Below are 17261 nucleotides of genomic sequence, written 5' to 3' on the forward strand. Positions count from 1 at the left end.
CTAAAAGCCAAATTTAATTTAAGAAATTGATTGTTTACACCACCATATCCCCACAAGTTCCTCACAATTGTTATCTATAACTCATAGGTGAGAGTCAAAAGACAGGTTGATAGCTAATGTCAACTTAGGTGAAATTTATGCACAATCTAAAATTCCCGCATTTTCCCATAGAACATCACACGCGAGACAATAGCCATATATTTCCAGCAATTATTAATTCCGGTTACATTCATTCAGTAGAAAGTTGTGGGACAGTTGATGGGCCTGGTATTCGATTTGTAATTTTCACATCTGGTTGTCCGCTACGCTGTCTTTATTGCAGTAATGCTGATTGTCGTTATCTGGAAAATGGTAAACAAACCAGCGTTGACGAATTAGTCACAGAAATTCAGAAGTATAGATCCTATATGAAATCTTCTGGTGGTGGTGTGACAATTACTGGCGGAGAACCATTAATGCAGCCGGGATTTGTTCGCGAAATTTTTAAACGCTGTCAAGAATTAGGAATTCATACAGCATTAGATACTTCTGGTTTTTGTGAGTTAGAATCCGCTAAGTCTGTACTCGAATTTGCCGATTTAGTTTTGCTTGACATTAAATCTTTTGACCCTGATACTTATACTAAAGTTACAGGTCGCAGCATTGAACCCACATTAGCTTTGGCTAAATATCTCAATGTCATTCATAAGCCTACTTGGATTCGATTTGTGTTAGTTCCTGGTTTAACCGATGACTCAGAAAATGTTAACGGGTTAGCTGATTTTATTGCCCCATTCACTAATGTAGAAAGATTAGAAGTTTTACCATTTCATAAAATGGGTGAATACAAATGGCAAGAACTAGGATTTGAATATTTATTGAGAGATACTCAACCACCATCTCCAGAACAAGTACAAGCAGTGTTGGATATCTTTCGCAGTCGAGGAATATTTGCGATTTAAGTTTTTGAGAATTAATGGCGCACGAGTGAAATATCTGTAGTAAATTCCGCAGCAGGATACATATATGAAAGTTACGAATATCGAAGAATTAGAATTACTTGTACAACGAGTAAAAGCTGCACAGGCGAAATATGCCAATTACTCTCAAGAACAAGTTGATGTCATCTTTAAGAAGGCTGCATTAGCAGCTAACGCCGAACGAATTCCCCTAGCCAAATTAGCAGTTACAGAAACGGGGATGGGAATTGTAGAAGATAAGGTGATTAAAAATCACTTTGCTTCAGAATTTATTTACAATAAATACAAACATGAAAAAACCTGCGGGGTGATTGAAGAAGATAATTCATTTGGCATTCAAAAAATTTCTGAGCCTGTAGGGATTGTGGCGGGAATTGTCCCGGTAACTAATCCGACAGCGACGACAATTTTTAAAGCCTTAATTGCTTTAAAAACCAGAAATGCCATTATCTTTTCACCCCATCCCAAATCAAAAAACTGCACTATTGCAGCCGCTCAAATTGTCCTCAAAGCCGCAATTGCTGCTGGCGCACCTGAAGATATTATTGGCTGGATTGATGAGCCAACTGTGGAATTATCGAAAGCTTTAATGCAGCATCCAGAAGTTAAATTAATTTTAGCAACTGGCGGGCCGGGAATGGTACGCGCTGCTTATTCTTCAGGACATCCATCGTTAGGTGTGGGTGCGGGGAATACTCCCGCCATAATTGATAGTAGCGCCCATATTCAAATGGCTGTTAGTTCAATTTTATTAAGTAAAACCTTTGACAACGGCATGATTTGCGCTTCAGAACAATCTGTTGTTGTGGTTGATGAAGTTTACGAAAAAGTTAAACAGGAATTTATCAGCCGGGGTGCATATTTTCTCAATGATGAGGAAAGACAAAAGCTGGGTAATATAATTTTGAAAGATGGCAGATTAAATCCGGCAATTGTGGGACAGTCGGTAGAAACTTTAGCGAATTTAGCCGGAATTTCTCTGCCAAAAGATGATAATCTAACAACACACAAGATTCATAAAGTCTTAATTGGTGAAGTTGAAAATATAGGCAATGGCGAACCTTTTGCTTATGAAAAATTATCGCCTATCTTGGCAATGTATCGCGCCGCAGATTTTCATGATGCTGTAGATAAAGCCGATAAATTAATCGAATTCGGCGGTTTAGGGCATACTTCGGTATTGTATACAAATCCCGATAATTTGGATGATATTGCCTATTTTGAAAACCGGATGAAAACTGGGAGAGTTTTGATTAATACTCCATCTTCTCAAGGGGCGATAGGCGATTTATATAACTTTAAACTTGACCCATCTTTAACATTAGGTTGCGGTACTTGGGGCGGAAATACAATTTCTGATAACGTTACACCCCATCACTTAGTAAATATCAAAACGGTATCGCAACGGCGACAAAATATGTTGTGGTTCCGCGTCCCGCCAAAAATCTATTTTAAATATGGTTGTTTACCTGTAGCTTTGCGCGATTTGGAAGGTAAGGAACGAGCTTTTATTGTTACAGATAAACCATTATTTGATTTAGGAATCGTCGATAAAGTTACCCAAGTTTTAGACGAAATTGGCGTGAAACATGACGTATTCCACGATGTCGAACCAGATCCCACATTATCGAATGTGAATAAAGGATTAGCTTTACTCAGAAGCTATCAACCAGATGTGATTATTGCTATTGGTGGCGGTTCGCCAATGGATGCGGCTAAAGTTATGTGGTTGATGTACGAACAGCCAGATATTGAATTTGAAGGTTTGGCGATGCGGTTTATGGATATCCGCAAGCGGGTTTATGAATTACCGCCTTTGGGACAAAAAGCCATCATGGTGGCGATTCCCACAACTTCGGGGACTGGTTCAGAAGTGACACCCTTTGCTGTGGTGACAGATGACAGAGTAGGCGTGAAATATCCCTTAGCAGATTATGCCCTAACTCCAAATATTGCGATCGCCGATCCGGAACTCACCTTAAATATGCCGAAAAAACTCACGGCTTATGGTGGTATTGATGCATTAACTCATGCCTTAGAAGCCTACGTATCCGTAATGGCGACTGAGTTTACCGATGGTTTAGCGCTGCAAGCAATTAGATTATTGTTTAAATATTTACCCAGTGCTTACCAAAATGGTGCTAAAGATCTCAAAGCTAGGGAAAAGGTACATTATGCAGCGACAATTGCAGGTATGGCTTTTGCCAATGCTTTCTTGGGTATCTGTCACTCAATGGCGCATAAACTCGGTGCTACTTTCCATGTTCCCCACGGTTTAGCTAACGCTTTGATGATTTCTCACGTAATCCGCTACAACGCCACAGATATTCCCTTCAAGCAAGCAATATTTCCCCAATATAAATATCCTAATGCTAAAGATAGGTATGCGCAAATAGCCGACCATCTGCATTTGGGGGGAAATACAGCCGATGAAAAAGTGGAATTATTGATTGCGGCGATTGAAAATCTCAAACAGCAAGTTGAGATTCCGGCGACGATTAAACAGGCGTTGGGTGATGAAGATAAGGAGTTCTACGCCAAGGTAGAAGAAATGGCAGAACAAGCATTTGATGATCAATGTACGGGTGCAAATCCCCGTTATCCGCTAATGAAGGACTTGAAGGAGTTATATGTTTTAGCTTATCAAGGTTGTCGGATTGATGCGGTTCTTTATCACAATACGCCGGAGTTTTTCGCCGGGGATACGGTGGAGGTGTAAAGCTGGAGGTTGACTGTTGACGGTTGACTGTTGATGACTTGATTCCCAGGTGAGAAACTAAAATTTTGGCGATAAATTACAGCAATTTTCAGGTAAATAGACCACATTGTAGGGGCACGGCACCAGTAAGATTATTGTATATATGAGAAGATTGTGGATGTTCCCTACTACGATTGTGGTTCAAATGCATGAAAACTGCTGTAATTATGGTTAGGGACTTACAAAAAATAAATTACCCATATTCCGTAGTGCGAGCATCTTGCTCGCAGTTGTTCTCAAGCGAGCGAGACGCTCGCACTACTATCAAATAATCTTTGCGACAAGGATTTACGCACAGTCTAGAAATTCTTGGCGTTCTTGGCGTCTACCCTGCGGGAAGCCACTGCGTGTCTAATGCGGTTCAATTAAATGAATGTTTTTGATTATTTTTGCGTAATTCCTAATACATTCTAGAGGGCATGGCATTGCCATGCCCCTACAATCTGTCGCATTCTTTGGTTAAATTGGGATAATTTATTTTTGCACCGCAGAGGACGCAGAGACGCAGAGAAAATCAGAGATTGTATTTATATCTTCCCATGCCCAATGCCCAATGCCCAATGCCCAATGCCCCATGCCCCTATAAATTTTCCCTTAAACCGATCGCAATTTTACTATGTTTCTCGATTTGTCCCATGACTTGTTTTGCTCGTTTAATTACCACCGCAGGTAAACCGGCTAATCTTCCGGCTTCGATTCCGTAGGATTTATCTGCACCACCTGGTTGAACTTGGTGTAAAAAGATAATTTGATCTGGTAGTTCTTTAACTGTTACTTGATAATTCGCAACATTGGTTAACATTCCCGCGAGTTCGTTTAATTCGTGGTAATGGGTAGCAAATATTGTTCTGGCTTTGATATCTGTAGCTAAATATTCCGCTACCGCCCAAGCTATAGAAAGTCCGTCAAAGGTGGCTGTTCCTCTACCAATTTCATCTAATAATACTAATGACCTAGCAGTTGCATGGTTGAGAATATTCGCGGTTTCGTTCATCTCTACCATAAATGTAGATTGACCTGTGGCTAAATCATCAACTGCACCGACACGGGTAAAAATGCGATCGCATACTCCCAATTTAGCAAATCTCGCCGGCACAAAACTCCCCGTCTGCGCCATTAACTGAATTAATCCCACCTGACGCAAATAACAACTTTTACCACTCGCATTCGGCCCGGTGAGAATAATTAAGTCGGGGTTGACTGTTGACTGTTGACTGTTGACTGTTGACTGTTGACTATTGACTGTTGACTGTTGACTATTGACTATTGACTGTTGACCATTGACTATTGACTGTTGACCTAATTGTGTAGAATTGGGGACGAAGAAACCCGCAGGTAAAGATTGTTCGACTACTGGGTGTCTTCCTTCAACAATTTCTATTTCTCTTCCCGGTACAATTTCCGGGCGACAATAACCTTGATTGACTGCTAACTCGGCTAAACCACACAAAACATCGGCTGCTGCTACCGCCCGTGACAGGTTGCGGATAATTTCTGCTTGTGCGCCTACTTCTTCCCGCAAGGCGACAAAAATCTCATATTCCAACTGATTTAAATCATCGCGGGCTGAGAGAATTCTGGCTTCCCGTTCTTTTAATTCTGGGGTAATATACCGTTCTTCATTCGTCAGGGTTTGCTTGCGGATGTAGTTGGCGGGTACTTGGTCGGCTTTGGTACGAGAAATACTAATATAGTATCCAAAGGTTTTATTAAATCCTACCTTGAGGTTAGGGATACCTGTTTTGGCTCGTTCATCTACTTCTAAATTCGCAATCCATTGTTGATCCGCTTCGACGGTGGCTTTGCTTTCATCTAATAAATTATTTACGCCAGCCCGAATTAAACCGCCTTCTTTAATATGTATGGGTGGTGTTTCTACTATATGGGCGTGGATTTTTGCGGCTAATTCTTCTAATACGGGCGGTGCTTTTTGTAAGGCTTTGAGAAAAGGCGAATTGGCTTCGACAACTAACTCTGCTAATTCTGGTAAACGAGAAAGAGAATCTGCTAACGCCATTAAATCTTTGGCGTTTGCTGTTCCCGAACCAGCCCTACCTGTTAACCTTTCTAAGTCGTAAATTTGCTTTAATAACTGGCGCAATTCTTGACGTAAAGCAGTATTTTCGACTAATTCTTGAATGGTATCTTGTCTAGCGCGAATACCTTTAATATCAATTAATGGTTGCAATAGCCAGCGCCGTAACGCCCGCCCGCCCATTGCAGTGCTAGTTCTATCCAAAGCCCAAAGTAGGGAACCGTGAAAAGTGCCATCGCGGACAGTTTGCGTAATTTCTAAGTTGCGGCGGGTTTGATGGTCTACGATTAAATAATCGGTAACGGTATAGCTGCGTAATAATTGCAGGGGTACTTGGTTTTCTTTTTGGGTATCTTCGAGATATTCCAATAACCCACCAGCAGCCCGCACAGCCAGGGGGAGATGTTCGCAACCCAAACCTTCGAGCGATCGCAGTTTATATTTCTGCAATAATCTACTTCTAGCTTCACCTTGAGAAAACGACGATTGCGATCGCAAACAATAACAAAAAGCTGGCGGTAAACATTGGGGTAAATTGGGCGAAGTTTCCCCCGGACGCAGTAAAATACCTAAATCCGGCGCGTTGGTGGGAAACAGCACCTCCGAAGGCTGCAACCGCATTAACTCCTGGGTAAGGTGTTCTAAGTCACTACCTTGAGTTGTGAGAAATTCCCCAGTTGAGATATCTGCATAAGCCAAACCCCAATGATTAGCCGCAATTACCACAGCAGCTAAGTAATTATTGCGACTTGCCTTGAGCATTCCTTCTTCCAGCAAAGTCCCCGGTGTGAGGATGCGGGTGACTTCCCGACGCACCAAACCCACAGCTTCCGAAGCATCTTCTACTTGATCGCAGATGACCACAGCATAACCTTTTTCCACCAGTTGAGTTGTGTAGCGTTCCCAAGCATGGTGCGGCACACCAGTCATCGCCACCCGTCCGACTTCACCGCCATGTTTGCTAGTCAGAACTAATTCCAGTTCCCGCGAAACAGTCACAGCATCTTGAAAAAAAGTCTCAAAAAAATCTCCCACCCGATATAATAGCAGCGCATGAGGATACTTATCCTTCACCTCCACATAATGCTGATACATCTTACTCAGCTTACTGCGGTCTACTAATCGCGTATCCGAATGCGGCGTAGTCGAGTTACTGGGTTCCGTTGGCTGGATATCGTCGTCAGAAGCGGTCATAAATCCTAGAAGTTACGCAGGGAGATGCCACAATATCCGATGATAGCGTGTTTTTGGGCATGGGGCATAGGGCATTGGGCATGGGTAATACCAATTAAAAAAATAATCATCCCGTAGGGGCGGGGTTTCCCCGCCCTTTGCGACAATCCACATATCACATCATTAATTAAATCGGCATCACATTTTACCGCCAATTTATAACCATAGCCCAATTAGCGATCGCAAAAGCGGCTATTTCATTATCAAAAGTGGCTATTGTAATGTCGAAAGCGGCTATTGTAGTATCAAAAGCGGCTATTGTATTATCAAAAGCGGCTATTGTAGTATCAAAAGCGGCTATTGTAGTATCGAAAGCGGCTATTGTAGTATCAAAAGCGGCTATTGTATTATCGAAAGTGGCTATTGTAGTATCAAAAGCGGCTATTGTAGTATCGAAAGCGGCTATTGTAGTATCAAAAGCGGCTATTGTAGTATCGAAAGCGGCTATTGTATTATCGAAAATAGAAAATGCAACTGCCGAAATAGCAATTGTAGAATCAAAAATAGCAAATGCGTAGGCATAAACCGCCGTAAGCATCGCCAAAATAACAAATGGGTTCGCAAATCTAGCAAATGCGTAGGCATAGGTTTACCTGCTCGCCTTGGAATGAATTCCAAGGCTAATAGGCAAAGTTTACTAAAGTAAACTGGGGATAAATGATAATTTTTAGTTAGCTTTAGCTTACTTTTTCTATTAGACTCCGAATTCATTCGGAGGCGGGCTATGGGTTTGGTGTGGTTTCGCATTAAGTTGACACCAATGATGGATGCCGTGCCCCTACAGCGTATTATCTTAAAGTTTCCGTAAAACTGCATAACCCCACACCGCCGAGAACTATATTGATTTGTAGCCAAAATCAGTATAAATCCTCATGAAAAAGCATAAAAAACTTCCTGGGTTAGCATCTCGCGCTGCGGCTTTATTTTTCGCCCTGCTTTTATTATCCGAGTCAACAGCCGCTAGTTTGGGGAATAGTCAGGTAAAAATTGCCCAGCAACCAGCGCCTACACCGTCAGTTCCCTTGAATGCAGAACAACAAAAGTTATACCAGCAGGGTGTAAAGCTAGTTGGAGAAGCACAGGAGTTACAAAAGAAGGGAACTAAAGAAGGATATCAACAAGCGATTGATAAATATCAACAAGCGTTGAAAATTGCCCAAGAATTAAGATTACAAAAAGAAGAAATTATCATATTGGCTTATATTGCTAATGTGTATTCTTCTCTTAATGATAAAAAAAATGCCATAGAATATCAAAAACAAGCATTAAAAATTGCCCGCGAACTAAAACAACCACTGTGGGAAGCAACTATACTTGGTTCAATTGGCATTCTTTACACTAACACAAACGAACCTAAAGAAGGACTAACTTATTTAGAACAAGCTAAGACAATATTTATAGCACACAAAAACTATAGTAATTTAGCTACCACATTGAACGGTATTGCTACTATTCACATGAAATTAGGCGATCTACAAAAAGCTTTAGATTATCGAAATCAAGCACTAAAAATTTATCGGGAACAATTAAATGATTTGGAAGGAGAAGCCCATACACTGTCAAACATTGCAACAACTTATTCCTTATTCGGTGAAACAAAAAAAGCTCTTGATTATTACGAACAAGCTTTAAAAATCCAGCGTCAAAGAAATGATTCTAAAGCAGAATTAGAAATTATTCGTGATATTGCTACCCTGCAAGATAAATTGGGTAATACAAAAAAAGCATTAGAATCTTTGAAAGAGGTATTAAAACTACAACAACAGGCAGGTTTTAATTTAGCAGATCAAGCTAGCACTCTTGCCTATATAGGCCATATTTATGCTAGACAAGCTGATTATCGTACAGCTATTGATTACTATCAGCAAGCTGGAAAACTTTATCAGCAAGCGGGAGATACCGCAATGGAATCTATGACTTTTCAAATGATTGCAAATGTTCACAAAACTTTGTCAGGTGATTATGAAAAAGCTCTGGAATTTTTAGATAAATCATTAAAACTTCAAGAGGATGATAAGGATAATAAAGCCTTTACCCTTTGGCTACAAGCTGATATATACACATCACAGGGTAATTACCAAGTAGCGCTAAATTTATATAATCAAGCCTTAGAAATTCAACGTTCTATACCAAATCCTACATCAGAAGCTCGTACTCTGGTAAATATTGCATCAGTGTATCGATATTTGGGTGACTATAAGTTAAGCATTGAGACTTACAATCAAGCATTAGATATTTATAAGCGGATCAAAAATAAGGTAGAAGAAATCCGAACTTTAAGCTCTATCGCCAACGTTTACGAATGGCAGGAAAATTATAACGATGCACTTAAACTTTATCAACAAGCTCTATCTTTATTAAACAAAGATAACTATCAATCTGAAATTCAAATACTTTGGGGTATGACGGGAACATATCAATCATTGAATGATTACCCAAAAGCATTAGAATCTGCTACTCGTGCTTTAAAATTATCCCAAGATAATGATTTTTACGAGGAATTTTCTCTTTATAATTTGTCTACAGTATATCGTGCAAAAGGTGACTATCAAAAGTCATTAGATATCTCTAATAAACTTTTAGCAGATTATCGCAAAGCCGGATTACGTCTTCGAGAAGCTCGAATGTTAGGCGATATGAGCATGACTTATGAGTTACAGAAAAATTATCAACAAGCCATCAATATTCGTAGTGAAGAATTGAAAATACGACGAGAGTTAAAAGAAAGTAAAGCAGAAGCAGATGCACTGTATGGTATCGCCATCAATCAACGCAAACTAGGAAACCTCAACGCCGCACTTACCAACATCGAAGCAGCAATCGAAATCATCGAAAATATCCGCAGCAACGTTAAAAACTCAGATTTACGTACTTCCTACTTCGCCACAGTCCAAAGTTACTACAAATTCAAAATCAACCTATTGATGGAACTGCACAAAAAAGACCCATCAAAAGGATACAATGCCCAAGCAATTGAAACAAGCGAAGCATCTCGCGCTAGAGGATTAGTAGAACTATTAACCGAAGCCCGCGCCAATATCCGCAAAGGTGCAAACCCCGAACTTTTAGCCGAAGAACGCCGCATACAAGCTTTAATTGATGGTAAAGAAAAAGTCCGCTTTGAAATAGTTAACAGCGATAAAATTAACAACCCAATTTTTAAAACCAACGCCGAGAAATTACAAACAGAAATTGATGAACTTCTCCGCCAACAAAAGGAATTAGAAACCAAAATCCGCCAAACTAGCCCACAATACGCTAACCTCAAATATCCCCAACCCCTAACTTTAGCCGAAATTCAGCAACAACTCGATAAAGATACCCTACTATTACAATATTCCTTAGGTAGCGATCGCAGTTTTTTATGGGTAGTTTCTCCCAATTCTCTCGACACTTACGAACTTCCCAAAAAACAAGAAATAGAAAAAAGCGCCATTAATTTATTTTGTTTAATTAGCCAAAATACCTCTAAACCGCCTTCTGTAACTAACAAAGAAAATCCCTGCACGGGGATTAAAAACCGCAAAATTGATGTCGCAGCAACAGAACTCAGTCAATTAATTCTCTCACCTGTCAAAGATAAATTAGGCAAAAAACGCTTAGTAATTGTCGCTGATGGTGCTTTGCAATATATACCCTTTGCCGCCTTAGCTGATTTAAATTTTCAACCAACTTCCACACCACAACAACAAGATAAACCCAAAAATTCCTGTGAAACTGATAGAAGTATATTTCGTCCTTGTGTCTCACTTGAGGAGCAAAGCTTAAATTACCAACCTTTACTAGTAAATCACGAAATTGTCAGCTTACCTTCCGCATCTACCATTGCCATTCAACGCCAACAACTCGCCAATCGTCCACAAGCACCCCAAGCCTTAGCTATCCTTGCTGACCCAGTATACAACGCTACCGATACAAGAGTTACCAGCGCCCAAAATAAACAACTGCAAAAGCAAGATTCCCTAGATTTAGAGCTAGAACGCTCTGCCCTCAAGCGTTCTGCTGCTAGCCTCAATCGCCAAGGCTGGACGCGACTTTTAGGTACTCGTAAAGAAGCCGAGACAATATTTAACCTAGTACCCAAATCCAAAGGCGTGCAACTCTTAGATTTTGCCGCAAATTACACCGCAGCTACCAGCAGCAATCTCAATCAATTCCGAATTTTACACTTTGCTACCCACGGCTTTGTGAACGATGCTAACCCAGAGTTATCAGGTATTGTGCTGTCTCTGGTAGATAAACAAGGTAAAGATATTCGCGGATATCTGCGATTAGCAGACTTATTTAACCTCGATTATCCCGCAGATTTAATTGTTTTGAGTGCTTGCGAAACCGGATTAGGTAAAGAAATCCAAGGCGAAGGCTTGGTAGGTTTGACAAGGGGATTAATGTATGCAGGTGCAGAAAGCTTACTAGTGTCTTTATGGAAAGTTGATGACAAAGGCACATCTGAGTTTATGCAAGAATTTTACAAACAAATGTGGCAGCAAAATAAATCAGCTTCTCAAGCATTGCGGGCGACGCAATTAAAAATGTGGGAGCAAGAAAAATGGCGTAATCCTAATTATTGGGCGGCGTTTACATTTTTGGGCGAGTGGAAGTAAATCGTAATTCATACTTGTAGGGTGTGTTGTCGCGCAGCGCAACGCACCAACTATCTTATCAACAATTCCGGTGCGTTAGCCTACGGCATAACACACCCTACGGAATCATAAATATCTTCTTTGATTTACAGCATAAATTATTCAAATAGATAAATTACCTATCCTGACAACAATACAACCTTTATCTAAATAGGTAGGATTTTCCCAATAATGTGATATTTGCCAATCAAAGGGGAAATATAAATTGGTAACTTTTCCTTAATTTGACAATTACTACTGCGCGTTACCTGGGTGCTACCAAAAATCTTATTTCAACAGTAAAGGATTGAAAGTATGCTGGCTATGGATACCATAAAGAATGGTAATGAACTCAATTTGCAATTAGAATCAACATTGCAAGAATTACCACTATGGTCAGTTTACGTTGAAGTCAGCCATCCAGCCAAGGTTATCAATACCGTATTTGAACAACAGCCTTTACTACCGGGAATCATTTTGACTGACAATCAAGAATATGTAGGAATGATTTCTCGCCAAAGATTTTTTGAACACATGAGTCGCCCTTATAGTTTTGCACTTTTTGCCAAACGTCCTACAGAAACTCTGCTGAAATTTCTCGACTTAGATGTGTGTCTCATTGCTGAAGAAACACCTATCATTGAAGCAATTCAAATTGCATTACAGCGTCCATCGCAATTAGCTTATGAACCGATAGTAGTCAAACCCAAATTAGGTAACTATAAACTTTTAGATTTCCACCAATTACTTTTAGCTTACTCTCAAATTCAGGTATTAACCCTAGCGCAACTAGAACAAGTAGAAGAACAATCGAGAATAGCTAAAGCTGGCTTTCGTAACTTAAAAAATAACTACACCAGATTACTGCAAAATGATAAAATGGCGGCTTTAGGGCAACTTGTTGCCGGTATTGCCCACGAAATTAATAATCCTGTCAGCTTTATTGCCGGTAACTTAGTTCACGCTCTCAACTACAGTCAGGACTTACTTAATTTAGTGAGTCTATACCAACAGTATTATCCCGAACCAGCAGCAGAAATTCAAGACGCGATCGCGGATATGGAACTAGAATTTTTAACTGCTGATTTTGTGCATCTCTTAAAGTCGATGAAAGTCGGTACTGAACGCATTCAAGAAATCGTTCTCGCTTTACGCAATTTCTCCCGTCTAGATGAATCTGAACAAAAAATAGTTGATATTCATGAAGGTATTGATAGTACTCTATTACTTTTACAAAGTCGCTTAAAAAATCCAGAAACAGGTCAAATAATTAGCGTTGTTAAAGACTATGCAAAACTTCCATTAGTTGAATGCTATCCTGGGTTACTTAATCAGGTATTTATGCATATTATAACCAATTCTATAGACGCGATTTATCATAATTTTAATAAATCAGAATCGAGTAGTTATTCACCAAATTCAATCTTTAAAGAACCTCTAATTAAAATTCAGACTGAACTACAAAATGATAATTATGTAACTATTCGGATTATCGATAATGGTTTAGGTATTCCTAAAGATATTCAAAAGCAATTATTTGACCCTTTCTTTACAACTAAAAGTATTGGTAAAGGTACAGGATTAAGTTTATCTATTAGTTATCAAATTATCGTAGATAAACATAGGGGACAACTACAATTTGTATCTGGTTTAGGCAGAGGTACAGAGTTTATAATTACAATTCCCATCCGCCTTAATTGTTATTAATAAGATACAGTAAATGAGGTACGCGCTTTAGGGCATGGCAGTGCCAGTGCCCCTACAATCAACGATTATCTGTACCTTAACCACATCTATTTTGAGAACCATAGTTTTAAAAGTAGTGGGAGCATCTTGCTCCCTGATGGTAGACGTAGGTTGGGTTGAGGAACGAAACCCAACATCAAAGCGGCTTTGTTGGGTTTCGCTTTCGCTCTACCCAACCTACAATTATTCTTAACTGAACTGTATTAATTAATAACAATAGAGTAAATGAGGTACGCGCTTTAGGGCATGGCAGTGCCAGTGCCCCTACAATCAACTATTATCTGTAACTCACCAAATTGTAATCTGCTGTATGAGGTACAAAAATTAATCATATAGCTCTTGTTGTGTCAGTATATTACCTGCTAGAAATATACTCAACAACACAACTTTTCATAGCTTTGACTGTTGACTGTTGACTGTTGACTGTTGACTGTTGACTGTTGACTGTTGACTTTTGACTGTTGACTTTTGACTTTTGAATTCCGCCCTGGGTTACTAGTCTCCAACTTCCACAGTAGCAGGAGACTTAATATTGTCATTAGATACAATAATTTGACTAAATGCCCCATCACGCCAGCTATCAACAATATCTTTAATCAAACTGGCAATAGGTATAGCAATTAATAACCCTAAAACTCCTCCCAATTTAGCACCAACTAATAAAGAAATGACTACCCATACAGGATTTAAACCAGTCAAATTACCCAAAATTCTCGGGGCGACAAAATTGGCGTTTACTTGATCGATAGCTACAGCTATACCTAATACTTCTACCCCTAACCAAATATTTTGCAATGCTACTAAAAAACTAACTATAGTAATGCCTATCCCAGTACCAAAGGGAAAGAGTGAGAACAAGCCAATCCCAATGCCAAAAAGTAAAGCTAAGGGAACTTGGAGTGCGAAAAATGCCAATGTCATTACCGATGCTAAAACAGCACCTAATGTTGCCTGACCAATGAAATAATTATGAAAATCCTCGCGGATTAATTCCCGCACCTTCGGGCCGATATGCGGCGGAAACCACATAAAAATTCCATCCCAAAGGCGATCGCCATTTAGTACCATGTAAACAGTCAGCACCACTGTCAACAATACATTGACTACCACACCGATAGTATCAACGGCAACACTGAGAATTCTCCCCGTAAAGGATTGTAGCTGATTCGATAATCGTTCTAAAGCTTGGGTAGCCAAACCACCCAAATTAATCGGTAGTTGTTGTGTAGCCGCCCAGCTTTGCAAAGCCTGGATTTGTTCGCCGGCAGAATCAATCCAAGAGGGCAGAATATTCGCTAATTCATTGAGCTGTTGTATGATTAGCGGTACTAAAGTGACACCTAAACCCACAAGTATTACCACAGTCAAAAGTAACACGACGACAATCGCCAGATTGCGTTTCACCCCGCGTTCCTGTAAAAACTGAATCGGATAATTCAACACAAACGCCAGCAAGACAGCAGCAACAATAATACTCACTAGCGGTTGAAAATACTGCACCACCTGAAGCAATAGCCAACCATTGAGAATGGCGATGGGAAACGCCAAGCCTATATTTAACCATCGCGGTAGTTTGTTTACTGATTGCATTGGTAACTCCACAAAAGGGGGAACGGTTGACTGTTGACTGTTGACTGTTGACTGTTGACTATTGACTGTTGACTGTTGACTATTGACTATTGACTGTTGACTATTGACTATTGACTATTGACTGTTGACTATTGACTGTTGACTGTTGACTATCGATAAAATCGAGCATAATTCGCTGATGCATTGGCCCTAAAGGTCTAATTTCATCAGCATTTTTTGAGTAAAAATTACCTTGGTGAATATCTTTGGATGTCAATAAACCCATGTCCCAGCCTTCATTTAAAACCAGTTGTTCTAAACCTACCAATAGTGGGGCATGAAAAACATGGCGGATGATTTTATCATCCCAATAACAGGCAAATGGGGTGAATTCAGGAAAATCATAACCAATTTCTTCTAAAATTTCTCGTTTGACGGCAATCTCTGGCGTTTCTCCCGGCTCGATATGTCCGCCAAACAGCGCCCAGTAACCAGGGTAAAGAATAGTCGGGATATTGTCTCGCAATTGCATGAGAAATTGATCGTTTTGGTAGAGAATTGCGATCGCTACCTGCACTTTTTCATTACTCATAAAGTTTTATTTAATTAGATATTTCCGTAATAAATAACACAAAAATTATCAGTAAATATTCACCCCCGGTCAACACTTCGAGTGAGCTTCAGTGCGGCGCAGTCAACAGTCAACCATCAACATTACTAAGAATCCTCCTCAATATATATTTCTCCCAATTCCTTGCCAGCTAAAGGTATGCTTTGATACTTAACTTTGCCTTTAACAACAGCTTGTTCTCCTAATTTCAATTTATTTTGACTAGTAATCACCCAAATTTTGCCAGTAGAGTCATCGATTTGGTAAGCCCAGCGCTGCAAAAGGGGAACTTGTCTTTCTACCTTACCTTGAACGTAAACTGTAGCCTTATCGGCTTGTGCTGGCTGAATTTCGCTTATAGGGGTGATATTACTCCCAATGCGGAAATTACCGATGTTCAAGCCCGGTTGTGAGACGTTACCACAACTAAAAAGTCCCCATACCAATAGCAATAACAATGCTAGGCGGTAGGGCAAAATACTATGAGTTAGCGAAAAGTTTTGTTTAGTCATTTGTCATTGGTCATTTGTCATTAACAGAGACGCGATGAATCGCGTCTGTACAATTTCCGCCCCCGCCGAGGGTCGCGGAGGCGCTGCTCCCCATAATGCAGTCAATCTGAGAAAATAAGGCAGTATGATTTTGCTGTTTAAACCACGCTACGCCATAAAATAGCAAGACCATCATAGTCAATAGACACATTTTATGGATGACTGTTGACTCCGCTACAGTCGGCTAGATGTTGGATTTTGGATTTAAGGCGATTTTTCTGGGAATTCTCATGGAAACTAAAACTGCCAAACTTCTTGATGGTAAAGCTTTAGCTGAAAAAATTCAGCTAAAACTTAAGGAACGGATTACAGAGTTACAACCACAACTTGGGCGTCCTCCGGGATTAGCTGTATTAATGGTTGGTGATAATCCCGCATCGGCTGCTTACGTGCGCAATAAAGAGCGAGCTTGCGCTAAGGTGGGCATTACTTCTTTTGGTAAGCATTTCCCCGCAGAAACTACTCATGGGGAACTAGAAGATGTCATTGCCGCACTCAATCAAGATCCGCAGGTAGATGGGATTCTTGTACAGTTACCCCTACCCCAACATTTGGATTCTGTCAGCTTGCTGAATAAAATCGATCCAGATAAAGATGCTGACGGCTTACATCCGGTGAATTTAGGGCGACTGGTACGTCAAGAAGCAGGTTTACGCAGTTGTACCCCGGCTGGCGTGATGCGATTGTTGGCGGAATATAAAATTCCTTTACAAGGAAAGCAAGCAGTCGTTGTAGGACGTAGTATTTTGGTGGGTAAGCCAATGGCGTTGATGCTGCTCGAAGCCAATGCTACGGTAACTATTGCTCACTCGCGATCGCACGATCTCAAATCCATCACCCAAACTGCCGATATTCTCATTGCAGCCGTGGGAATTCCCGGATTGATTACCGCAGAAATGGTGAAACCGGGCGCGGTTGTGGTAGATGTGGGGATGAATCGGATCGCAGATCCCAGTGGCAAAAGTCGTTTAGTCGGCGATGTTGATGGGGAATCCACAGCTGGCGTAGCAGAGTTTCTCACCCCCGTTCCTGGCGGTGTTGGGCCGATGACTGTTGCTATGTTGTTGCAAAACACATTTGCCAGCTATTTAAGGCGGCTAGGAATTGCCAATGCTGAATTATAAATTATGAGTGAATGTTACTAATTCTTAACTCATAATTAATCGCGTTTTCAGCAC

Annotated in this window: 10 protein-coding genes; 6 read left to right on the plus strand and 4 right to left on the minus strand. The window is 40.4% G+C overall.

Annotated features, from left to right (window positions below):
• Positions 1–137 precede the first annotated feature (137 nt).
• A complete protein-coding gene (gene pflA, locus AACW45_RS23925) occupies positions 138–941 on the plus strand; it encodes a pyruvate formate-lyase-activating protein (RefSeq protein WP_190629020.1) in 804 nt (267 codons plus the stop codon).
• 64 nt (positions 942–1005) lie between these two features.
• On the plus strand, positions 1006–3678 hold the full coding sequence (gene adhE, locus AACW45_RS23930) for a bifunctional acetaldehyde-CoA/alcohol dehydrogenase (protein ID WP_190629022.1): 2673 nt from the start codon (positions 1006–1008) through the stop codon (positions 3676–3678).
• A gap of 619 nt (positions 3679–4297) precedes the next feature.
• On the opposite strand, the gene mutS is transcribed toward adhE, so the two are convergent.
• Positions 4298–6946, minus strand: coding sequence for a DNA mismatch repair protein MutS (gene mutS / locus AACW45_RS23935; protein WP_190629023.1), 2649 nt, complete (start codon positions 6944–6946; stop codon positions 4298–4300).
• 260 nt (positions 6947–7206) lie between these two features.
• On the opposite strand from mutS, the gene AACW45_RS23940 reads away from it, so the two are divergent.
• The 3 genes from AACW45_RS23940 to AACW45_RS23950 all read left to right on the plus strand — a co-directional run bounded on the left by AACW45_RS23940 (position 7207) and on the right by AACW45_RS23950 (position 13314).
• Entirely contained in the window at positions 7207–7503 is a 297-nt protein-coding gene (locus AACW45_RS23940) for a hypothetical protein (protein ID WP_190629025.1), read from the plus strand.
• Positions 7504–7857: 354 nt separating this feature from the next.
• A complete protein-coding gene (locus AACW45_RS23945) occupies positions 7858–11589 on the plus strand; it encodes a CHAT domain-containing tetratricopeptide repeat protein (protein ID WP_190629027.1) in 3732 nt (1243 codons plus the stop codon).
• A 333-nt stretch (positions 11590–11922) separates the two neighbouring features.
• The gene (locus AACW45_RS23950; protein ID WP_190629028.1) at positions 11923–13314 is read left to right on the plus strand and encodes a sensor histidine kinase; all 1392 of its coding nucleotides are present in this window, start codon (positions 11923–11925) and stop codon (positions 13312–13314) included.
• A gap of 534 nt (positions 13315–13848) precedes the next feature.
• Here the strand turns inward: AACW45_RS23950 and AACW45_RS23955 are convergent.
• The 3 genes from AACW45_RS23955 to AACW45_RS23965 all read right to left on the minus strand — a co-directional run bounded on the left by AACW45_RS23955 (position 13849) and on the right by AACW45_RS23965 (position 16044).
• Positions 13849–14943, minus strand: coding sequence for an AI-2E family transporter (locus tag AACW45_RS23955; protein WP_190629030.1), 1095 nt, complete (start codon positions 14941–14943; stop codon positions 13849–13851).
• 100 nt (positions 14944–15043) lie between these two features.
• The gene (locus AACW45_RS23960) at positions 15044–15514 is read right to left on the minus strand and encodes an NUDIX hydrolase (protein ID WP_190629031.1); all 471 of its coding nucleotides are present in this window, start codon (positions 15512–15514) and stop codon (positions 15044–15046) included.
• A gap of 125 nt (positions 15515–15639) precedes the next feature.
• Positions 15640–16044: a hypothetical protein gene (locus AACW45_RS23965; RefSeq protein ID WP_190629033.1), complete on the minus strand. Its 405-nt coding sequence runs from the start codon at positions 16042–16044 to the stop codon at positions 15640–15642.
• 269 nt (positions 16045–16313) lie between these two features.
• Between AACW45_RS23965 and folD the strand changes: the two genes are divergently transcribed.
• A complete protein-coding gene (gene folD / locus AACW45_RS23970) occupies positions 16314–17207 on the plus strand; it encodes a bifunctional methylenetetrahydrofolate dehydrogenase/methenyltetrahydrofolate cyclohydrolase FolD (protein ID WP_190629034.1) in 894 nt (297 codons plus the stop codon).
• The last annotated feature ends 54 nt before the right edge of the window (positions 17208–17261 follow it).

Source organism: Calothrix sp. FACHB-168 (assembly GCF_963889195.1).
GTDB classification, from domain to species: domain Bacteria; phylum Cyanobacteriota; class Cyanobacteriia; order Cyanobacteriales; family Nostocaceae; genus Aulosira; species Aulosira anomala_A.

Bases quoted from the DNA above. Each gene is read 5' to 3' on its own strand.
- pflA (WP_190629020.1), top strand. From the start codon at position 138: ATGCACAATCTAAAATTCCCGCATTTTCCCATAGAACATCACACGCGA.
- adhE (WP_190629022.1), top strand. From the start codon at position 1,006: ATGAAAGTTACGAATATCGAAGAATTAGAATTACTTGTACAACGAGTA.
- mutS (WP_190629023.1), bottom strand. From the start codon at position 6,946: ATGACCGCTTCTGACGACGATATCCAGCCAACGGAACCCAGTAACTCG.
- AACW45_RS23940 (WP_190629025.1), top strand. From the start codon at position 7,207: ATGTCGAAAGCGGCTATTGTAGTATCAAAAGCGGCTATTGTATTATCA.
- AACW45_RS23945 (WP_190629027.1), top strand. From the start codon at position 7,858: ATGAAAAAGCATAAAAAACTTCCTGGGTTAGCATCTCGCGCTGCGGCT.
- AACW45_RS23950 (WP_190629028.1), top strand. From the start codon at position 11,923: ATGCTGGCTATGGATACCATAAAGAATGGTAATGAACTCAATTTGCAA.
- AACW45_RS23955 (WP_190629030.1), bottom strand. From the start codon at position 14,943: ATGCAATCAGTAAACAAACTACCGCGATGGTTAAATATAGGCTTGGCG.
- AACW45_RS23960 (WP_190629031.1), bottom strand. From the start codon at position 15,514: ATGAGTAATGAAAAAGTGCAGGTAGCGATCGCAATTCTCTACCAAAAC.
- AACW45_RS23965 (WP_190629033.1), bottom strand. From the start codon at position 16,044: ATGACTAAACAAAACTTTTCGCTAACTCATAGTATTTTGCCCTACCGC.
- folD (WP_190629034.1), top strand. From the start codon at position 16,314: ATGGAAACTAAAACTGCCAAACTTCTTGATGGTAAAGCTTTAGCTGAA.